Origin of the sequence: Amycolatopsis sp. SB7-3 (assembly GCF_041021335.1) — a bacterium.
Lineage (GTDB): Bacteria > Actinomycetota > Actinomycetes > Mycobacteriales > Pseudonocardiaceae > Amycolatopsis > Amycolatopsis japonica.
Genome location: NZ_JBFPJQ010000001.1, coordinates 342,148 through 361,826 on the forward strand (window position 1 = coordinate 342,148; position 19,679 = coordinate 361,826).

General features: G+C 68.1%; 17 protein-coding genes. 13 read left to right on the forward strand and 4 right to left on the reverse strand.

The window, feature by feature from the left end:
* Positions 1 to 238 precede the first annotated feature (238 nt).
* The 11 genes from AB8M46_RS01585 to AB8M46_RS01635 are packed head-to-tail and all read left to right on the forward strand — an operon-like array spanning position 239 to position 10,159.
* Positions 239 to 1,033, forward strand: coding sequence for an ABC transporter permease (locus tag AB8M46_RS01585; RefSeq protein ID WP_037342604.1), 795 nt, complete (start codon positions 239 to 241; stop codon positions 1,031 to 1,033).
* On the forward strand, positions 1,033 to 1,884 hold the full coding sequence (locus tag AB8M46_RS01590) for an ABC transporter permease (protein ID WP_037342116.1): 852 nt from the start codon (positions 1,033 to 1,035) through the stop codon (positions 1,882 to 1,884). Before AB8M46_RS01585 ends, AB8M46_RS01590 begins: the two co-directional genes overlap by 1 nt.
* Positions 1,881 to 3,146, forward strand: a complete 1,266-nt coding sequence (locus tag AB8M46_RS01595; RefSeq protein WP_394359340.1) for an MCE family protein — start codon at positions 1,881 to 1,883, stop codon at positions 3,144 to 3,146. The genes AB8M46_RS01590 and AB8M46_RS01595 overlap by 4 nt, the downstream gene beginning before the upstream one ends.
* Positions 3,143 to 4,150 carry an MCE family protein gene (locus AB8M46_RS01600; protein WP_037342114.1) on the forward strand — a complete coding sequence of 336 codons (1,008 nt, stop codon included), beginning with the start codon at positions 3,143 to 3,145 and terminating at the stop codon, positions 4,148 to 4,150. The genes AB8M46_RS01595 and AB8M46_RS01600 overlap by 4 nt, the downstream gene beginning before the upstream one ends.
* Entirely contained in the window at positions 4,147 to 5,136 is a 990-nt protein-coding gene (locus AB8M46_RS01605) for an MCE family protein (RefSeq protein WP_394359341.1), read from the forward strand. The genes AB8M46_RS01600 and AB8M46_RS01605 overlap by 4 nt, the downstream gene beginning before the upstream one ends.
* Positions 5,133 to 6,125: an MCE family protein gene (locus tag AB8M46_RS01610; RefSeq protein ID WP_037342113.1), complete on the forward strand. Its 993-nt coding sequence runs from the start codon at positions 5,133 to 5,135 to the stop codon at positions 6,123 to 6,125. The genes AB8M46_RS01605 and AB8M46_RS01610 overlap by 4 nt, the downstream gene beginning before the upstream one ends.
* Positions 6,125 to 7,180: an MCE family protein gene (locus tag AB8M46_RS01615; RefSeq protein ID WP_073849163.1), complete on the forward strand. Its 1,056-nt coding sequence runs from the start codon at positions 6,125 to 6,127 to the stop codon at positions 7,178 to 7,180. Before AB8M46_RS01610 ends, AB8M46_RS01615 begins: the two co-directional genes overlap by 1 nt.
* Positions 7,180 to 8,373: an MCE family protein gene (locus tag AB8M46_RS01620; RefSeq protein WP_394359342.1), complete on the forward strand. Its 1,194-nt coding sequence runs from the start codon at positions 7,180 to 7,182 to the stop codon at positions 8,371 to 8,373. The genes AB8M46_RS01615 and AB8M46_RS01620 overlap by 1 nt, the downstream gene beginning before the upstream one ends.
* Complete coding sequence (locus AB8M46_RS01625) at positions 8,358 to 8,861, forward strand: hypothetical protein (RefSeq protein WP_394359343.1); 504 nt, start codon at positions 8,358 to 8,360, stop codon at positions 8,859 to 8,861. Before AB8M46_RS01620 ends, AB8M46_RS01625 begins: the two co-directional genes overlap by 16 nt.
* Positions 8,858 to 9,460, forward strand: a complete 603-nt coding sequence (locus tag AB8M46_RS01630; protein WP_394359344.1) for a hypothetical protein — start codon at positions 8,858 to 8,860, stop codon at positions 9,458 to 9,460. Before AB8M46_RS01625 ends, AB8M46_RS01630 begins: the two co-directional genes overlap by 4 nt.
* 39 nt (positions 9,461 to 9,499) lie before the next feature.
* A complete protein-coding gene (locus AB8M46_RS01635) occupies positions 9,500 to 10,159 on the forward strand; it encodes a hypothetical protein (RefSeq protein WP_394359345.1) in 660 nt (219 codons plus the stop codon).
* A 64-nt stretch (positions 10,160 to 10,223) separates the two neighbouring features.
* On the opposite strand, the gene AB8M46_RS01640 is transcribed toward AB8M46_RS01635, so the two are convergent.
* Positions 10,224 to 11,138 carry a hypothetical protein gene (locus AB8M46_RS01640; protein ID WP_125736780.1) on the reverse strand — a complete coding sequence of 305 codons (915 nt, stop codon included), beginning with the start codon at positions 11,136 to 11,138 and terminating at the stop codon, positions 10,224 to 10,226.
* Positions 11,139 to 11,483: 345 nt separating this feature from the next.
* Here AB8M46_RS01640 and AB8M46_RS01645 point away from each other — a divergent pair, with 345 nt between their 5' ends.
* On the forward strand, positions 11,484 to 12,110 hold the full coding sequence (locus tag AB8M46_RS01645; protein WP_037342104.1) for a DUF6801 domain-containing protein: 627 nt from the start codon (positions 11,484 to 11,486) through the stop codon (positions 12,108 to 12,110).
* Positions 12,111 to 12,183: 73 nt separating this feature from the next.
* Positions 12,184 to 13,557, forward strand: a complete 1,374-nt coding sequence (locus AB8M46_RS01650; RefSeq protein WP_394359346.1) for a DUF6801 domain-containing protein — start codon at positions 12,184 to 12,186, stop codon at positions 13,555 to 13,557.
* A 72-nt stretch (positions 13,558 to 13,629) separates the two neighbouring features.
* On the opposite strand, the gene AB8M46_RS01655 is transcribed toward AB8M46_RS01650, so the two are convergent.
* From AB8M46_RS01655 to AB8M46_RS01665, 3 genes are all read right to left on the reverse strand, one after another.
* On the reverse strand, positions 13,630 to 14,913 hold the full coding sequence (locus AB8M46_RS01655; RefSeq protein ID WP_125736782.1) for a CdaR family transcriptional regulator: 1,284 nt from the start codon (positions 14,911 to 14,913) through the stop codon (positions 13,630 to 13,632).
* A 231-nt stretch (positions 14,914 to 15,144) separates the two neighbouring features.
* Positions 15,145 to 15,939 carry an arginase family protein gene (locus AB8M46_RS01660; protein WP_394359347.1) on the reverse strand — a complete coding sequence of 265 codons (795 nt, stop codon included), beginning with the start codon at positions 15,937 to 15,939 and terminating at the stop codon, positions 15,145 to 15,147.
* A gap of 280 nt (positions 15,940 to 16,219) precedes the next feature.
* On the reverse strand, positions 16,220 to 19,597 hold the full coding sequence (locus AB8M46_RS01665; protein WP_394359348.1) for a pyruvate carboxylase: 3,378 nt from the start codon (positions 19,595 to 19,597) through the stop codon (positions 16,220 to 16,222).
* Positions 19,598 to 19,679 lie beyond the last annotated feature (82 nt).

Sequence of the window (19,679 nt, forward strand, 5' to 3'; positions counted from 1 at the left end):
AGATCCCCGCCCGCCTTTGTCAGAAAAAGACAAGAATTCACCGGTTACCAGGACGTGACGTCTTGATCACACCGAAGTTCTTGTCACCAGGCAGGCGCGTGATTAGCGTACCGACCAGTAGCAAACAGCACGGTAACACCCCGTTGATCCCATTCAACGATTCCGTTCCGCCATTCGGAGCAAAGGAATTGCGCAAGCTGGGGTGTATTCGCCGTGCCCGGAAAACGGGAGGGTCGGCGTGGGCGTCCGGACTGGCGCACCCTCATTCCCCGGCGCGGGTGCGATCCGGGAGACCGGAAGGCTCTATTCGCTCGGCCTCGACGTCGTCCGCCTGAGTTTCCGGCGGCCCTTCCAGGCACGCGAACTGATCCAGCAGTTCTGGTTCATCGCGAGTGTGTCGATCCTGCCGACGGCGCTGGTCGCGATCCCGTTCGGCGCGGTGATCGCGCTGCACATCGGGTCGCTGACCGCGCAGATCGGCGCGCAATCCTTCACCGGCGCCGCCAGTGTGCTGGCGATCATCCAGCAGGCCAGCCCGATCGTGACGGCGTTGCTGATCGCGGGCGCGGGCGGTTCGGCGATGTGCGCGGACCTCGGGTCCCGCACGATCCGCGAGGAGATCGACGCGATGGAGGTGCTCGGGGTCTCCCCCGTCCAGCGCCTGATCGTGCCGCGTGTGCTCGCCGCGATGGGGGTCGCCGCATTCCTCAACGGAATGGTCAGCGTGGTCGGCGTCCTCGGCGGTTATTTCTTCAACGTCATCATGCAGAACGGGACACCGGGTGCGTATCTGGCCAGTTTCTCCGCTCTCGCGCAGCTTCCGGACCTCTGGATCAGCGAGATCAAAGCGGTCATCTTCGGTTTCGTCGCGGCGATCGTCGCCTCTTATCGCGGGCTCAATCCGAAAGGCGGCCCGAAAGGCGTCGGTGACGCGGTGAACCAATCCGTGGTCATCACGTTCCTCCTCCTGTTCCTGTTGAACCTCGTGCTGACGACGCTTTACCTGCAGCTCGTCCCGGCGAAGGGCAGCTGATGGTCACGACGACACCCACCCGAACGGCGCGGGTCCGCGAAGCCGTCGACCGCCGGTTCGGGTTCCTGGACACGCTCGGCGACCAGATCCTCTTCTTCCTCAAGGCACTCGCCTGGGTTCCGCGCGCGGTGCGCCGCTATCTCCGGGAGATCACCCGCCTGCTGGCCGAGGTCAGTTTCGGCAGCGGCGCGCTCGCGGTCATCGGCGGCACGATCGGCGTGATGATCGGGATGACCGTGTTCACCGGCACGGTCGTCGGCCTCCAGGGGTATTCGGCGCTCAACCAGGTCGGGACGTCGGCGTTCGCCGGGTTCGTCTCCGCGTACTTCAACACCCGCGAGATCGCGCCGCTCGTGGCCGGGCTCGCCTTGTCGGCGACCGTCGGCTGCGGGTTCACCGCGCAGCTGGGCGCGATGCGCATCTCCGAGGAGATCGACGCGCTCGAAGTGATGGGCATCCCCAGCGTCCCGTACCTGGTGACCACCCGGATCATCGCGGGCTTCCTCGCGGTCATCCCGTTGTACGCGATCGGCCTGCTGACCTCGTACCTCGCGTCACGTCAGATCACCGTCTGGTTCTACGGCCAGTCCGCGGGCACCTACGACCACTACTTCCTGCTGTTCCTGCCGCCCGGCGACGTGCTCTGGTCGTTCGGCAAGGTGCTGGTGTTCAGTGTCGTGATCGTGCTCGCCCACTGCTACTACGGCTTCCGCGCGAGCGGCGGCCCGGCGGGCGTCGGCGTCGCGGTCGGCCGCGGCGTGCGGACCGCGATCGTGGCGGTCAGCGTGCTCGACTTCTTCCTCAGCCTCGCGATCTGGGGCGCGACCACGACGGTGCAGGTGGCCGGATGAGCCGGCGCGGGCTGCGCAAAGCCGGGGTCAGGACGGCCGGGGTGCTGTTCCTCGTGGTGATGTCCGCCCTCGTGCTGCTGTCGATCAAGATCTACCGCAAGGATTTCGTCGACTCCGTGCCGGTGACACTGCAGGCGGACCGGGTCGGCAACCAGCTGCGCACCGGCGGGCAGGTCAAGGCGCGCGGCGTGGTGGTCGGTGAGATCCGCGACGTCCGCGCCACGCCGGGCGGCGCGGAGATCGACCTGGCCATGGAGCCCGGGAAGGTCTCCCAGCTGCCGAAGAACGTGTCCGCGTTGCTCGTGCCGAAGACGCTGTTCGGCGAACGCTACGTGCAATTGTCCATTCCGGACGGACCGAAGGCCGAACCCTTGAGTTCGGGTGACGTCATCACCCAGGACCGGTCAGCCAACGCGATCGAGCTGGAACGCGTCTTCGACAATCTGTTGCCGCTGCTCAAGGCCGTGCAGCCGCAGAAGCTCGCGACGACGCTGACCACGGTCGCCACCGCGCTGGAAGGCCGTGGCGACCAGATCGGCGACACGCTCGCCACCGCGGCCGCGTATCTCAAGGAGTTCAACCCGAACCTCCCGGCGCTGAACGACAACATCCGCGACCTCGCCACGGTTTCGAAGCTGTACGGGGACATCGCGCCGGACCTGCTCGACGCGCTGAGCGCCTCGGCCGTCACCCTCGACACGGTCAAGGAGAAGCGGGCCGAGCTGGCGTCGGTGTACCAGCAGGTGACGTCGTCGTCCCAGCAGGTCACGGCGTTCCTCGCCAACAACCGCGCCAACATCATCGCGCTCGCCGCAGACAGCCGCGCACCGCTGGAGGTCGCCGCGAAGTACTCGCCCAGTTTCGCCTGCACGCTCGACGCGCTCGCCAAACTGAAACCGCAGATGGACAAGGTGCTGGGCGCCGGAACCGACGAACCCGGCCTGCACGCGGAGATCGTCGTGACCCAGCCTCGCGGCAAATACGTCCCGGGCAAGGACGATCCGGTCTACAACGCCTCCGGTGAACCACGCTGCTATCCGTCGAACGGGCTGATCGGCCAAGGGATCGCGGCGACCGGTGAGAAGACCGCCGCGCTGCCGGGCGTGCAGGGCGATCTCGGGCTGCCGAACTCGCCGCAGGAACGGGAACTGATCTCCACGCTGGTCGCGCCGTCCATGGGCGTCCCGACGGCCGAGGTACCCGCCTGGGGCAGCGTGCTCGTCGGCCCGCTCTACCGCGGCACGGAGGTGACCCTGCGATGAGGAACTTCGTGAGCCCCCTGATCAAGGGGCTGATTTTCGTCGTCGTCACGACGCTGGCGACGGTGCTGCTGGCGGTGTCCATCACGAACACCGGCCTCGGCGACACCAAGAACTACAGCGCCAAATTCCTCGACGCGACTTCGCTGAACGTCGGCGACGACGTCCGGATCTCCGGGGTGCGGGTCGGCCAGATCGAGGCACTCGAGATCGCCGACCACAGCCTGGCCCGCGTCGAATTCTCCCTCGACTCGCAGCGCAGGCTGCCCGCCGACGTCACCGCGGTGATCAAGTACCGCAACATGGTCGGCCAGCGCTACATCGCGCTCGAACGCGGCAAGGGCACGCGCGAACTCCTGGAGCCCGGCGCGGAGATCCCGCTGGAACGCACGACACCCGCGCTGGATCTCACGGAACTGTTCAACGGCTTCAAACCGCTGTTCCAGGCCCTCTCGCCCAAGGACGTCAACCAGCTCTCCGGCGAGATCGTCCAGGTGCTGCAGGGTGAAGGCGGCACGGTGGAAAGCCTGCTGGCGCACACCGGTTCGCTGACCACCACGCTCGCCGGCCGCGACAAGGTGATCGGCGAGGTGATCACGAACCTGGACACGGTGCTGAAGAGCATCAACGGCAAGGGCGACGCGCTGTCCACTTTGGTCTCCACGCTGAAGGAGTTGGTTACGGGGCTCGCCGGTGACCGCACCGAGATCGGGGAAGCCGTCTCCGGTCTCGCGGAACTCACCACCGCCACGGCCGGCTTGCTCGAGCAGGGCAGGAAACCGCTCAAGGACAGCATCGAAGGCCTCGGCCTGCTCTCCGGTCAGCTGACGACCGACGAGGCCAAGGCCGAGGTCGACAACTTCCTCACCGTCCTCCCGGGGAAGCTGAACGAACTGGGACGGATCAGCTCCTACGGATCGTGGATGAACTTCTACCTGTGCTCGGCGGTCCTCAAGGTCACGCCTCCCCGCGGGATCCCGGCGACGGCGGAGAGGTGCACGTCGTGAAACCCTTCAAGGAACGGAACCCGATCGTCGTCGGTCTCGTCGGCAGTGCCGTGGCGGCGGCGGTGCTGACCGCGACGCTCAACTACGAGAACCTCCCGATCATCGGCTCCGGAACCACCTACCAGGCCGAATTCTCCGAAGCGGCGGGCCTGCAGCAGGACGACGAGGTCCGCATCGCCGGGATCAAGGTCGGCGAGGTGAGCGACGTCCGGCTCGCCGAAGACCACGTGGTGGTCAGCTTCCGGGTCAAGGACGCCTGGGTCGGCGACAAGACCGCCGCCGAGATCAAGATCAAGACCTTGCTGGGCCGGAAGTTCCTCGCGCTGCGCCCGACCGGCGAGACGGTGCAGAACCCGAAGCAGATCATCCCGCGCACCAGGACCGTGACGCCCTACGACGTCACCGAGGCCTTCAACGGGCTGGCTGACACCGCTGGCGCGATCGACACCGATCAGCTCGCGGAGAGCTTCACGACGCTGTCCGACACGTTCAAGAACTCGCCCGAGCACATCAAGAAGGCGCTCGAAGGGCTGACGTCGCTGTCGAAGACCGTGTCCTCCAGGGACAGCGAGCTCGCCAGCCTGCTGTCCAACGCGCACGGCCTCACCACCACGCTCACGAATTCGAACGACGACTTCGCCAAGCTCCTCTCGAACGGCAATCTCCTGCTGACCGAACTGGACCGCCGCCGTCAGGCGATCCACGACCTGCTGACCGGCTCGCAGCAGCTCGCCGCCCAGCTTTCGGGACTGGTGAAGGACAACAAGGACCAGCTCGGCGGAGCGCTCAGACAGCTCGGAGAGGTGACCGACATCCTGCAGCGGCAGAACGACAATCTCGCCAAGAGCCTCGACCTCGCCGCGCCGTACTTCCGCGTGGTGAACAACTCGCTCGGCAACGGGCGCTGGGTGGACGGCTACCTGTGCGGCCTCGTCCCGGAGAACCGGGACCCCTGCACCCCGAAGATCCCGGGAGGCCGCCGGTGATCAGCAGATTCGTCACCCTCGCGCTCGTGCTCGCGCTGGCCGTCGTCGGCGGGCTCTGGTGGATCTTCTCCGGCAGCGGGCTCGACCGCGTCACCGTGTACTTCTCACGCGCGGTCGGTGTCTACAGTGGATCGGACGTGCGCGTGCTCGGCGTCCGGGTCGGCCAGGTGGAATCGGTCGCCCCGGAAGGAGAGCGAGTCAAGGTCGTGCTGACCGTAGACGGCTCGACACCGATCGCCGCCGACACGAACGTCCTGGTCGTGGCGCCGAGCGTGGTGGCGGACCGATACGTCCAGTTCACCAAGCTCACCCGCGCGGGAAACCGGCTGGACGACGGCGCGGTGATCCCGGTCGAGCGCACCGGCACCCCGGTGGAACTCGACCAGCTCTACTCCAGCCTCGACACGCTCGCCAAGGCGCTCGGCCCCAAGGGGGCGAACGCCGACGGCGCGCTTTCGGATCTGCTGCGCACCGGCGCGAAGAACCTGCAGGGCAACGGCAAACCGTTCAACGAGTCGGTGCGCAACTTCGCCGACCTCGCGAGGACCCTGTCCGGGAACTCGCAGAACCTGTTCGCCACCGTCGACGAGCTGCAGCGGTTCACCTCGATGCTGGCGACCAACGACCGCAACGTCAGCGAGGTCAACAAGCAGCTCGCCTCGGTGACCGGGACACTGGCCGCGAACAAGGACGAACTCGCTCGCGCGCTCAACGGCCTCGGTAGTGCGCTCGCGGAGATTCAGCAGTTCATCAAGGAGAACCGCGCGCTGATCAAGTCCAATGTGGACAAGCTCGCGGTGACGACCGGGACGCTGGTCGACAAACGGGCCGCGCTGGCCGAGACCCTCGACACGATCCCGCTGGCGGTGACGAACGTGCTCGAAGCCGTCGACCCGAAGACCGGCAAACTGCAGAGCCGCGGCAACATGCTCGAATACGCCCCGCTCCCGCTGCCCGTCGCCGGCGACACCTACACCGGGGGGCGATGATGGCCACGAAACGGGCGATCGCCGCGCTCGCCGCGTGCTGCGTCGCGCTCACCGCCTGCTCGTCGGATTTCAAGGGCGTCTACGACCTGCCGCTGCCCGGCGGCGCGGACATCGGCGACCATCCGTACCGGGTGACCGTGCAGTTCGCCGACGTGCTCGACCTGGTCCCGCAGGCCGCGGTGAAGGTCGGCGACGTCCCGGTCGGCCGGGTCGAGACGATCAGGCTCGGCGAGGACGGCTGGACGGCCGAGACCGTCCTGGCGGTCAACGGCGACGTCCACCTGCCCGCCAACGCCATCGCGCGGCTGCGGCAGTCCAGCCTGCTCGGCGAGAAGTTCATCGAACTCGCCCCGAGCGCGGCGAAGGCCGAGGGCAGGCTGGGCCACGGCGCGGTGATCCCCGTCTCGAGCACGAACCGCAACCCGGAGTTCGAGGAGATCTTCGGCGCGCTGTCCCTGCTGCTCAACGGCGGCGGGATCGGTCAGCTCCAGACCATCAACCGCGAGCTGTCGAAGGTGATGGACGGCAACGAGGAGGAGATCCGCTCGTTCCTGTCCACTGTGGAGAAGCTGGTGTCCAACCTGGACTCCCACCGCTCCGAGATCACCTCGGCGCTCGACGGGCTCAACCAGCTCTCGGCCACGCTGGCGAACCGGAAGAAGCAGGTCGAAGGCGCGCTCACCGATCTCACGCCCGGCCTCCAGAGCCTCTCCGATCAGCGCACCCAGCTCGTCTCGATGCTGCAGTCGCTGGACCGGCTCTCGGGAGTCGGCGTCGACGTGATCAAGAAGAGCCGTGCCGATCTCGTCGCGGACCTCACCGCGCTCGCACCGATCCTGAAACGGCTGGCCGACGCCGGCGAGAGCCTGCCCAAGTCGCTGGAGATCCTGCCGACGTTCCCGTTCACCGACGCCGTCCGCGACGGGATCAAGGGCGACTACCTGAACGTCTACGCCACGATGATCCCCGCGCCGGGCGTCGAACTCCCTCCCCCGGGCGAAGGGGTCCCGCCGGGGCTCCCGACCCTGCCGCTGCCGTCCTCCGGAGGTAGCTGATGCTCACCACCCGTGTCCGGATCCAGGTGATCGCGTTCGTGATCCTCGCCCTGGCGACGACGGCGTTCGTCGGGGCGAACTACGCGGGGCTCGGCAGGCTCTTCGGGGCGAGCGGGTACACCGTGAAGCTCGCGCTGACCGACGGCGGGGGCCTGTTCACCAACGGCGAGGTGACCTACCGGGGTGTCGCCGTCGGCCGGGTCGGCGAACTGCGGCTCACCGACGGCGGGATGGAGGCGGATCTGCTGATCGACGACGGCGCGCCGCCGATCCCCGCGAACTCGCGGGCGGTCGTGGCGAACCGGTCCGCGGTCGGCGAGCAGTTCGTCGACCTGCAACCCCGGACCGGCGACGGGCCGTTCCTCGCCGAGGGTTCGGTCATCCCGCGTGAGGCGACGACCGTTCCGCTGCCGGTGCAGAATCTGCTGACCGATCTGGACTCGCTGACCGCGTCGGTGCCGACCGAGGACCTGCGGACCGTGGTCGACGAACTCGACAACGCCCTGCGCGGTTCCGGCGCGAATCTGCAGGTGCTGCTGGACTCCACCACCGACTTCACCAAACAGGCGTCGGATCACCTGCCGCAGACGGAGAAGCTGATCACCGACGGCTCGACCGTGCTGAAGACCCAGGTCGACTCGTCGCAGGCCTGGCGGCAGTTCAGCGGCAACGCCAAGCAGTTCGCCGAGCAGCTGTCCCGTTCGGACGGTGACCTGCGGCGGCTGATCGCGACGGCGCCCGACGCGGCGACACAGCTTTCCAGTCTGCTGCGGGACAACGAGCCGGGGCTGCCGATCCTGCTGGCGAACCTGCTCACGACGTCGCACGTGTTCTCGGCGCGCACCGACGGCCTCCGGCAGCTGCTGATCAACACCCCGAAGGCGGTGTCCGCGGTGGACGCGGCCGTCGACGAGGAGTCCGGGAAGATCGGGCTGGTCCTGACCTTCTTCGACCCGATGCCGTGCACCAAGGGCTACGAGGGCACGAAGGTCCGGAACAGCGCGGAGCTCTCGGCCCTGCCGTTCAACACGAGTGCCGCGTGCACGCTCGACAGGGGCGACGCGAGTTCGGTCCGCGGCTCGCAGAACGCGCCGAAGGGCGGCGTCCCGCCCGCCGCGATCCCCGGCGGCTTCGGCGCCGACGGCCAGCCGACGTCCACCAGCCTCGAGGAGATGTTGTGGCTGCGAAACTGAAGATCGCGATCGCGGTGTTCGCCGCGGCCTGCGCGTTCGCGGGATGGGCCGGGTACACCTGGTTCACCGCGACGGCTTCCGAGGCCGTGTCCTACGGCAACTCCCGCGACGAAGCGCTGAAGTCCGGACGCGAACTCGTCGCCCGGCTGACGAGCCTCGATCATCACCGGGTCGACCAGGGCATCGCCGACTGGCTCGCGGCGTCGACCGGCCCGCTGCGCGATCAGGTGGGCAAGACCGACGACGCGACCAGGCAGGCGCTCACCAAGGACGCGACGGTCTCGACGGGCAAGGTGCTCGACGCGGCGATCAGCGAACTCGACGACCACGCGGGAACGGCCAAGATGCTGGCATCGGTGGAGATCACGATGGCGAAGGAAGGCGCGGCGCCGACGACGAAACGCAACCGCTTCGCCGCCGGGCTGACCAGGACGGACGAGGGCTGGAAGCTCAGCGCGCTCGACCAGCTGCCGGTGGGTGCGCGATGACCGCCACGGCCGACACCGACACCGATGTCACTGCGGAGACCGAGCCCGAGACCACGGCCGAAGAGACCACCGAAGAGGCCGCCCGGAAGCCGTCCCGCCGGCCGGACCTGCCACTGATCCTGCTGGTCGCGGCGGCCGTGCTGGTGGCGGCCGGGGTGTGGTTCACGCTGGAGGCGAGGTCGATCTCGGCGACGCCGTCGGCGGCCAACACCGCGCTCACCGACGTCGGCGCGACGGCCGAGGTGAACTCCGCGGTGACGGTGGCGCTCGACAAGATCTTCTCCTATTCCTACGACCGGACCGACGTCACCGAAAAGGCGGCTGCCGCGGTTCTCAGAGGAAAGGCGCTGGAGTCCTATAACCGGCTGTTCGCCCAAGTCCGGGAAAAGGCTCCGGCACAGAAACTGGTCCTCACCACGCGGGTCTCCTCATCCGCCGTCCAGGAACTCGGCGGCGGTAAAGCGAGGCTGCTGGTATTCCTCGATCAAGCGGCCGTCCGGGCCGACAACAATTCTTCGACGGCGGCCGCGGCACAGCTTTCGATCACCGCGGAACGCGAAGGCGACAATTGGGTCATCACTGACCTCATCCCCAGGTGATCCGCTTTGTAAACCAGGAGAGAAAACGAGGAGAATCCCATGTTCGGTCGAACGCGCCCTAAAACAGCCCGTCGCCGTCTCGGCACGGTCGTCGCGCTCACGTCCGCGCTCGCCATGGCGGGCAGCCTCGCCGCGACCCCCGCGCTGGCGGACGACCCGGTGGAGATCCCGGTCTCCTACACCGTCACCGGGAAGACCACGGTCAAGAAGACCGGCGGCACCCTCGACCTCGGCCCCGGTCAGCTCAACGGCGCACTGGTCATCGACGGTGACAACGTCGGCATCCGCGGCGATCTGGCCCTGCCGCCGTCGACGGCGAACATCTCGCTGGTCTCGGGGGTCTTCAAGATCAAGGCCCGCGTGCGGATCGAGCCGACCGGCCCGGTCACCGGCACGCTGGCCAACGGCGACCTGACCACCCACTCACAGGCGAACATGCTGATCGACAACATCGTGGTCGGCCTGTTCTGGCCGGTCATCCCGCTGCCGACGGTGCCGAACGCCTGCAAGACGGTCAAGCCGCTCGACCTGACCCTGGTGTCGAAGAACGTCGACCTGTTCGCGGAGACGATCCCGTCCTCGGGCACCTTCACCATCCCCGAGTTCAAGGACTGCTTCATCAACGACCTCGCGCTGGGGGCGTTGATCTCCGGTCCCGACAACACGATCAACCTGAGCATGAAGTCGAACCTGTCCTGACACTCAAGTCCGTGAAGGCCTCCTTGAGGGACCCTGGGTCCCTCCAGGAGGCCTTCACGGAACGTCAGCAGAAGTACGGCGCCGTGGGGTCGACCAGCGCGACGCCGGTGCTGTCACCGGCGGAAACGGCGTAGACCGGAGCGCACACGCCGGAGAACTTCCAGAAGTCCGTCGGCGGTTCCGTGCTGGTGTCACGGCTTTCGGACTTCACGTTGCTGCCCCAGGCGAAGACACTCCCGTCGGCCTTCAGCGCGACGTTGTGGTTGAAGCCCGCGTCGATGGCGACCACGCCGGACTGCGCTTCCGGCGGAACCGTGGCCTGGCCGTAGAAGTTGTCGCCCCACGCGATCACGCCGCCGTTCTTCAGCGCGATGCTGTGCCGGAGCCCCGCCGAGACCGCGCTGACCCCGGAGGTCGCCGCCGCGGGCACCGTGATCTGGCCCTTTCCGTTGCTGCCCCACCCGATCACGCCGCCGTTCTTCAGCGCGAGCCCGTGGTCGCCGCCCGCCGAGATCGCGGTGACCCCGGAGGACACGGACGCGGGGACCGTGGTCCGCGAGCCCCAGCTCACCACGCTGCCGTTCGTTTTGAGCGCCAGGTTGAAGTACGCGCTGGTGGAGATCGCCGTGACCCCCGAGGTCGCGGACGACGGCACGACGTTCTGGCCGTAGAAACCGTTGCCCCAGGCGATGACCCCGCCGTTCTTCAGCGCGAGTTCGTGCGCCCAGCCGGCGGCGATCGCCGAGACGCCGGACGTGGCCGCCGCCGGAACCGACAACTGGCCGTAACTGTCGTTCCCCCAGGCGATCACCCCGCCGTCCTTGAGCGCGAGATGGGTGATCGCGCCGGCGGAAACCGCACTGGCGCCGAGCGCGGCGGCCGGTATGGTCCCCTGCCCGTAGTCGTTGCTCCCCCATGGCCGCGCTTCGCCGGTCTGCGCGGCGCTCGCCGTACCGCAAAGGGAAACCGTTGCGATCATTACGGTAATCGCGACGCCCGCTACCCGTCGTGATGCCGATCGTCGATTCTCGGAAGACATGCGCCGAATGTTAACCCGGCTGCACCGATCGGCCGCCTCTTTGTCATCCACGGACAAACTTCATAATCGCATTCAGCGCCCGCTGACAAGAAAGAACGGGCGTCTCACCCACTTCGAAACATGTCGACATGAATCCTTGTTACGTACATAACTCGCGGGTAACCTCGGTTTACCCCACCACCGAGAAAGCCGCTCGAGTCGAGCATATTTGATCAGAAAAATCCGCCGAAAGGCGCATGGGGAAAGCCGCCCGAGACGTAAACTGGATCAAAGGAGATGACAGGTATGTCCCGTAGACTTGGCAAGCTGTCGGCAGGCGTCGCCACCACCGGCATCGTGCTCGGCGCCGTCGCCGTGCTCACCGCCGGCACGGCCGCCGCCGCGACCACCTACGCCACCGGCACCGTCGCCTACATGTGCAACTTCCCCGGCATCGGCCAGCAGCAGCTGGACGTGAAGGCGAACTTCGTCGGGCCGGACTCGGTCGCCTCCGGCGGCACCGCCACTCCGTCGAGTGTCGGCGGCACCGCGACGATCAACGCGACCATCAACGCGCTGCTCAACGCCGCCAACTACGACGGTGTCCGCGGCAAGGCCAACATGCCGATCACCGCCACCAACGCCACCCCGACGTCGGCGACGGTGACCAACCTGGACGTTCCGACCCAGATCAACCCGTACGTGCCCGGCCCCCGGTCGTTCAACATCGTCCAGGACGCCGGCACCGGTGTTCCGACGCTGACCGCGGGCGCTCCCGGCTCGGGCGTGATCTCCCTCGGGACCACGATCAACGCTCCGCTGGACTTCCACAAGAAGGACGGCACCTGGACGGCGTGGAACTTCAACTGCACGGTGAAGAACACCAACCCGGCGCAGAACCGCGCGTTCAGCCCGGCGATCCCGATCACCTGATGAACCACCCGTGCGGGGCGGGGACGCCCGCCCCGCACGGTCTCCATCCGCGCGAGGCACGAGAGGAACACCCATGACGCAGCAGGTTCGCCGGGCACTCGGGAGGTTTCCCGTTCTGGCGGGCGTCATCCTGCTCGTGGGGGTGAGCGGGGCACTGTCCTCTTCGGCCGCGACCGATCCGGACACGCCACCGCCGGCGCCGTCGCAGGGCACCACGTCCGCGCACCAGAGCCTCGCGAACACCTGTGTCTTCCCGGATCCCGCCGGGGAACGGCCGGTCACCATGGACGTCCAGGCGACGCTGCCGAAAGTCGTCCCGACCGGGAAACCCGTTCAGATCAAGGACTTCTCGCTGACCTTCACGATCGGTGAGGGCTCGCTCGGAACCGTCGCCGAGGTCACGGGTGGCGCGACCGTCGAACTCACGGCCGCGAACGGGGACAAGAAGACCCCGATCCCGGTGTCCGTGACGATCCCGGCGACGAAGGTCCCCGCCACCGGCGAACTGAAGCTGGTCGCGACGGGCACCGTCCCCGACATCCTGCTGAAGGTGCCGTCCGAACTGCGGCTGAGCACGGGCGCGCCGTCGCTCGCGCTGACCGCCGCGGAGACGCCGCTCAAACCGATCACCTGCACTCAGAAGCCGGACCAGAACACGCTTCTCGGCAGTGTCGCGCTCCTGCCGCTCGGAAAACCCAAGCCGCAGTCCGGCAAACCCGGCGAGCAGAAGAAACCCGGTACCGACGCGCGGGCCGCGGACGACGTCCACGCCGACGCCCTCTTCCCGATCGCGTTGCAGCCGTTCGAGCTTCAGGGCACGTCGTCCATCACGAAGCTCGGCGCCTTCGCCCGGCTGAAGCCCGCGTTCATGGTCAACGCGGTGTGGCACGTCGATCTGGAGAACACCGAAGGGCCCGGCAAGATCACCGGCTCCGTCATCATGCCGCCGAGCAAGATGAGCTTCCTCGGTTTCGGTTTCGTCCCGATCACCGCGACCATGGAGCTGCTGCCGGAGGACTACGCGACCGGCAATCACATCATCGACGTCGACGGCGTTTCGATCCCGGAACCGGAGGGCAGCTCGACCGTCCTCACCCCGCTCAAGGTCTACGGGAAACTGAGCGGGGTCACCATCAACGGGGTCGCCCTCGACGTCGGCGACCACTGCCTCACCGCCGAGCCGATCAAGATCAATCTTCGCGGGGAGAAGTACGGGATGTTCACCGGCGGCGTGGTGCGCACCGATCCGAAGTGGACGGATCCCGCCTATCGGGACTTCACGCTCCCCCCGTTCTCGGGCTGCGGCGCGAAGGAGGATCTCGACTCGCTGCTGACCGGGATGGCTTCGGGGCCGGGGAACCAGGCCTGCGTCGGGGTCAACCAGGTCGGGTTGCCTTGGGAACCTGAGCGCAAGTGCCCGAACGTCGAGCCGCCGGCGGGCCGCTGACGAGTGTCATGAAAGGGCCGTTCAGGACGTTTTTCGTCCTGAACGGCCCTTTCATGACATCCAGGCGGGCACCTACGATCCGCTCGGCGTCCACTGTGGACTCTTACGCGGCGACGGCAGCACCTCCGGAAGCGTGAAGCCTTCGGGCGAAGCGGAAAGGCCGACCCCGGCCCGCAGCGCGAGCTCCATCTCGAACCGCGCCCCCGGATCGCGCAGGTGCTCGCCGAAGGTCGCCTGCAGCTGCCGCATGCGGTACCGGACGGTCTGCGGATGCACCTGGAGCCGCTCGGCGATGTCGACGACGTTGCCCTGGCTGTCGAGCCAGGCGCGGAGGGTTTCGAGCAACCGTTCCCGCTGCTTCCCGGTCATTTCGGCGAGCGGGGCGAACAGCCGTTCGCGCAGCTGGCAGGTCAGCGCGGCGTCGGCGTTCACGAGCAGGGTGGCGAGATGGTCTTCGGCGCGGATCACCCGACGGGCCTGGATGATGCCGCGTTCGGACAGGTGCAAGGCTTCGCGCGCCCAGCGGAGGGAATCGGCGACGGAATCCAGCGGACGGCACGGGCCGATCGACAGCCGGTACTCCGGCAGCGCGGCCTGCAGGGTGGCCAGACGGGCGATCGAGATCTCGCCGGGGACGAGCAGACGCGGCTCAGCGCAGTCGAGTTCGGCGAGGACGTCCGAATCCACCGCGTTGTGCCGCCGGGGTCTGACGGTCTCGCCGATCGGGTGCAGCACCACCGGGGTGGCGCGTTCGGGCACCGTCCAGCCGGTCAGCTGCGCGAGTTCCGCGATCGCCTTCGACGGCGCGGGCGGCGTCTCCAGCACCAGGTGCAGCAGTTTGCGGCGCCACGTGTCCAGCGCGCCGGCGGTGCGCGCCTTCGCTTCGAGGTACCCGTCCAGCGCGACGGACGCGAGTTCGTCCATGAACGCGAGCATCGCGTCGGCCAGTTGCGACATCACCGCGGACGAGAGCCCGCTGCGGCGGCCGACGCGCATGATGCGCCGCCACGAGACCCGGGCGCCGACCCGGTAGGCCGACTGGAGGGTGTCGAGACTGCGGCCTTCCCGCATCTCGTTCTGCCCGAGCCGGTGATGGACCTCGTGCGACTGTTCCTTGGAGACGCTGGGATCCGCGATCTGGGCGACGAAGAGCGTGATCGCGTACTCGACGCCCGCACGGATCGATTTGCCGTAGGGCCCGTCGAGCGGGCGCGCGTACGCGGGGATGGTCGCCCGGATCTCGTCGACGATCTCGTTGGCGAGACTGCCGAGCTCCGGTCGCAAAATGTCGGCGAGTTTGCGGGGAAGTACCGCGGGAGGCTGCGCAGCGTGTTCGATTCCGCGCTCCACCGACATCGCAGCTCCTTTGCTCCGCCCAGCGTCCTGACATCCCACGATCGTCGTGGGGTGACAACGAACACATCGCGAAGTCGCCCGTGAATGTGTCACCTTTCGCAGAAGAAACCGATTTCTTGTCACCATCGTGACAAAATCACGGGGCAGCCCTGAATTTTGATGACAAGTGCCCGGCAAACGCCTCGCGCGGTACGTACGAACGGCCGAAGTGGATGCGACCGTGACGCAGCGTCATCGCTTTCCGGTGAGCAATTCACCGAGTACTTCGAGCACGGGGGCCAGCACGCGGACCTCGGTGCCGGCGCATTCGGTGATCCCCGCACCGACGACCTCGAAATCGCTCAGCCCGCGAAGCATCGTCACCAGACGTTCGATCGTCAAGCCACCGGGCTCCGGATAGTTCAGCCCGTCGAACTCCGCCGGATCGAGCACGTCGAGATCGAGATGGACGTACACCTTGTCCGCGCCGGCCAGCCCGGCGGCGACGTCGGCCGTCTCGACGACGAGCCCGCGCTCGACCACGGCCCGCTCGGCGTCGTCGAAGGCCCGCGTCCCGGCGAGCACCACGCGTCCGGGTTCGACCGGCGGATTCGCGGCGAACTCCGGGTCGCCCTCGCCGAGCAGCGACCGCAGCACCATGCCGTGGAACGCGCCCGACGGCGACGTCTCCGCGGTGTTGAGGTCGGAATGCGCGTCGAACCAGGCGACGCCGAGCCCCGGACCGAAGCGGTAGCGCGCGACGCCGATCGGGATCAGCTCGACACCGCAGTCACCGCCGATGGTGAGCACGGGCCCGCCGGGCGCCTCCAGTGCGGCGAGCTGTGCGGCCCGGTTCGTGCCGGTGAGCACCGCGCGGTTGGCGATGCCGTCGACCGCGGGCGAGGTCTCGCGCGTCTGCCGGATGTGGTGCACCGGCATGCCCAGCACGTGGCCCGCGAGCTCGGCGAGCGCGACGCAGCCCTCGGGCAGCTCCGGCGCCCGCTCGGTCAGTGCGCCCTGGAACTGGGGTACGGCGTTGATCAGCACCGGTCCACGTTAGCGACGTCCGCAAGCGTGTGAAGGCCGGCCGAGATGCCGACGTTGCGAAAGCCACTTTCGCAACCTTCAACGTTGCGAAAGTGGCTTTCGCAACGTCGGCGAAGGCTGGGATCGACGGTCATCCTGAGCCCGGCGACTATGTCGCGAAAGCCACTTTCGTGACGTCCGATGTCCCGAAAGTGGCTTTCGCGACACCATCGCCCCGCCGTTCCGTGTGAAGGCCCCCTTCCCTCGGCTGAGCCGAGGGAAGGGGGCCTTCACGGGCAAATCACTCCAGGACGAGCAGCAGGTCCCCGCCTTCCACCTGCTGGACGGCGTTGATCGCGCGCCGCGACACCTTGCCGCCGGTCGACGCCGTGATCGACGCCTCCATCTTCATCGCCTCGATGGTCGCGACCGTGGCACCGGCCTCGACCTCGTCGCCCTCGGACACCTGCAGCGTGACCACGCCCGCGAACGGCGCGGCGATCTGCTTCGGGTCGCCCTTGGCGGCCTTCTCCGTCGCCGGGATGTCCGACGCGATCGAGGTGTCACGGACCTGGATCGGGCGCAGCTGGCCGTTGAGCGTGGACATCACCGTGCGCAGGCCGCGTTCGTCGGCCTCGCCGATGGCCTCCAGCTCGATCAGCAGCCGGACACCCTGTTCCAGGTCGACCGAGTACTCCTCGCCCGGCCGCAGGCCGTAGAAGAAGTCCTTGGACGGCAGCACCGAAGTGTCGCCGTACTGCTCGCGGTGCGCCTCGAAGTCCTTCGTGGGCCCGGGGAACAGCAGCCGGTTCAGCGTCGCGCGCCGGTCTTCGGCGAGCCCCTTGCGGTCCTCTTCGGACAGTTCCTGCACCGGCTTCGGCTGCGCGCGGCCTTCGAGGGCCTTGGTGCGGAACGGCTCCGGCCAGCCGCCGGGCGGGTCGCCCAGTTCGCCGCGCAGGAAGCCGATCACCGAGTCCGGGATGTCGAACTTGTTCGGCTCCGTCTCGAAATCCGAGGGCGAGACGCCCGCGCCGACGAGGTGCAGCGCGAGGTCACCGACCACTTTGGACGAAGGCGTGACCTTGACCAGGTGCCCGAGGATCTTGTCCGCGGCCGCGTACATCGCCTCGATGTCCTCGAACCGCTCGCCGAGGCCGAGCGAAATCGCCTGCGTGCGCAGGTTCGACAGCTGACCGCCCGGGATCTCGTGGTGGTACACGCGCCCGGTCGGCGACGAGAGCCCCGCCTCGAACGGCGCGTAGATCTTGCGCACGCTCTCCCAGTACGGCTCCAGGTCGCCGATGGCCTGCAGGTCCAGCCCGGTCGGCCGGTCCGAGTGGTCGGTGGCCGCGACGAGCGCGGACAGCGACGGCTGCGACGTCGTGCCCGCCATCGACGCGACGGCACCGTCGACGGCGTCCGCCCCGGCCTGGATCGCGGCGAGGTACGTCGCCAGCTGCCCACCCGCGGTGTCGTGCGTGTGGATATGCACCGGGAGGTCGAATTCCTTGCGCAGCGCGGAAACCAGCCGCACCGCCGCCGGCGCCCGCAGCAGGCCCGCCATGTCCTTGATGGCCAGGACGTGCGCCCCCGCGCCGACGATCTGTTCCGCCAGCTTGAGGTAGTAGTCCAGCGTGTACAGCTTCTCCGACGGGTCCGACAGATCCGAGGTGTAGCAGAGCGCCACCTCGGCCACGGCGGATCCGGTCTCGCGGACGGCTTCGATCGCCGGGCGCATCTGCTCGACGTCGTTGAGCGCGTCGAAGATCCGGAAGATGTCGATGCCGGTCGCCGTCGCCTCCTCGACGAAGGCGTTGGTCACCTCGGCGGGGTACGGCGTGTAGCCGACGGTGTTGCGGCCGCGCAGCAGCATCTGCAGGCAGATGTTCGGCACCGCTTCCCGCAGCTTCGCCAGCCGCTCCCACGGGTCTTCGGCGAGGAACCGCAGCGCGACGTCGTAGGTCGCGCCGCCCCAGCACTCCAGCGAAAGCAGCTGCGGCGTGGTCCGCGCTACGACCGGCGCGACGGCGAGCAGATCCTTCGTCCGCACGCGGGTGGCGAGCAGCGACTGGTGCGCGTCGCGGAAGGTGGTGTCGGTGACGCCGATGGTCGGCGACTCCCGCAGCCAGCGGGCGAAGCCCTCCGGGCCGAGTTCGGTGAGCTTCTGCTTCGAGCCGGGCGCCGGTTCGAGGCCCTTGGGCAGCTTGGGCAGTTTGAGCTGCGGGTCGAGGGTGCGCGGACGTTCGCCGTGCGGCTTGTTGACCGTCTTGTCGGCGAGGTAGGTCAGCAGCCTGGTCCCGCGGTCGGCCGAATGGCGCGCGGTGAGCAGATGCGGGCGCTCCTCGATGAACGACGTCGTGACGCGGCCTTCGCGGAAGTCCGGGTCGTCGAGGACGGCCTGCAGGAACGGGATGTTCGTGGCCACACCGCGGATCCGGAACTCGGCGACGGCGCGGCGGGCGCGGCCGACGGCGGTCTTGAAGTCGCGGCCTCGGCAGCTGAGCTTCACCAGCAGCGAGTCGAAGTGCGCGCTGATCTCGGTGCCGGCGAACGCCGTCCCGCCGTCGAGGCGGATGCCGGAACCACCGGGCGAGCGGTACGCGCTGATCATCCCGGTGTCCGGGCGGAAGCCGTTGGCGGGATCCTCGGTGGTGATGCGGCACTGCAGGGCGGCGCCGCGCAGGTACACCTTGTCCTGCGACAGGCCGAGGTCTTCGAGTGTCTCACCGGAGGCGATGCGCAGCTGCGACTGGACGAGATCGACGTCGGTGACCTCCTCGGTCACCGTGTGCTCGACCTGGATACGCGGGTTCATCTCGATGAAGACGTGGTTGCCGTCCCGGTCGAGCAGGAACTCGACGGTGCCGGCGTTGCGGTAGCCGATCTGGCGGGCGAACTTCACCGCGTCGGCGCAGATCCGGTCCCGCAGTTCGGACGGCAGGTTCGGCGCCGGGGCCAGCTCGACGACCTTCTGGTGCCGCCGCTGGACCGAGCAGTCGCGCTCGTAGAGGTGGATCACGTTGCCCGCGCCGTCGGCGAGGATCTGGACCTCGATGTGGCGCGGCTCGACGACGGCCTTCTCGATGAACACCGTCGGGTCGCCGAAGGCCGACTCGGCCTCGCGCGCGGCGGCCTCGATGGACTCGCGCAGCTGCGCCGGGTCCTGGACGCGGCGCATACCGCGCCCGCCACCACCGGCGACGGCCTTGACGAACACCGGGAAGCCGATCTCCTCGGCCGCGGCGATCAGCGCGTCGACGTCGGAGGACGGTTCGGAAGAACCCAGCACCGGCACACCGGCGTCGCGGGCGGCCTTGACCGCGCGGGCCTTGTTGCCGGTCAGCTCGAGGATGTCCGCGCTCGGTCCGACGAAGGTGATTCCTTCGTCCTCGCACGCGCGCGCGAGGTCCGGGTTCTCGGAGAGGAAGCCGTAGCCGGGGTAGACGGCGTCTGCGCCCGCCTTCTTGGCGGCCGCCACGATTTCCTCGACCGACAGATAGGCCCGCACCGGGTGACCGGGTTCGCCGATCTCATAGGCCTCGTCGGCCTTCAGCCGGTGGAGCGAATTGCGGTCTTCGTGCGGGAACACAGCCACCGTGCCCGCGCCGAGCTCGAATCCGGCGCGGAACGCGCGGATGGCGATCTCACCCCGGTTGGCGACCAGTACCTTGCGGAACATGCCGGTCCTTCCCATCATCGGATCGGTAGGTGAGGCACGTTACCTGCTTGCTCCCGCAGGGCGGGAGTTGTTGCCCAGGTGA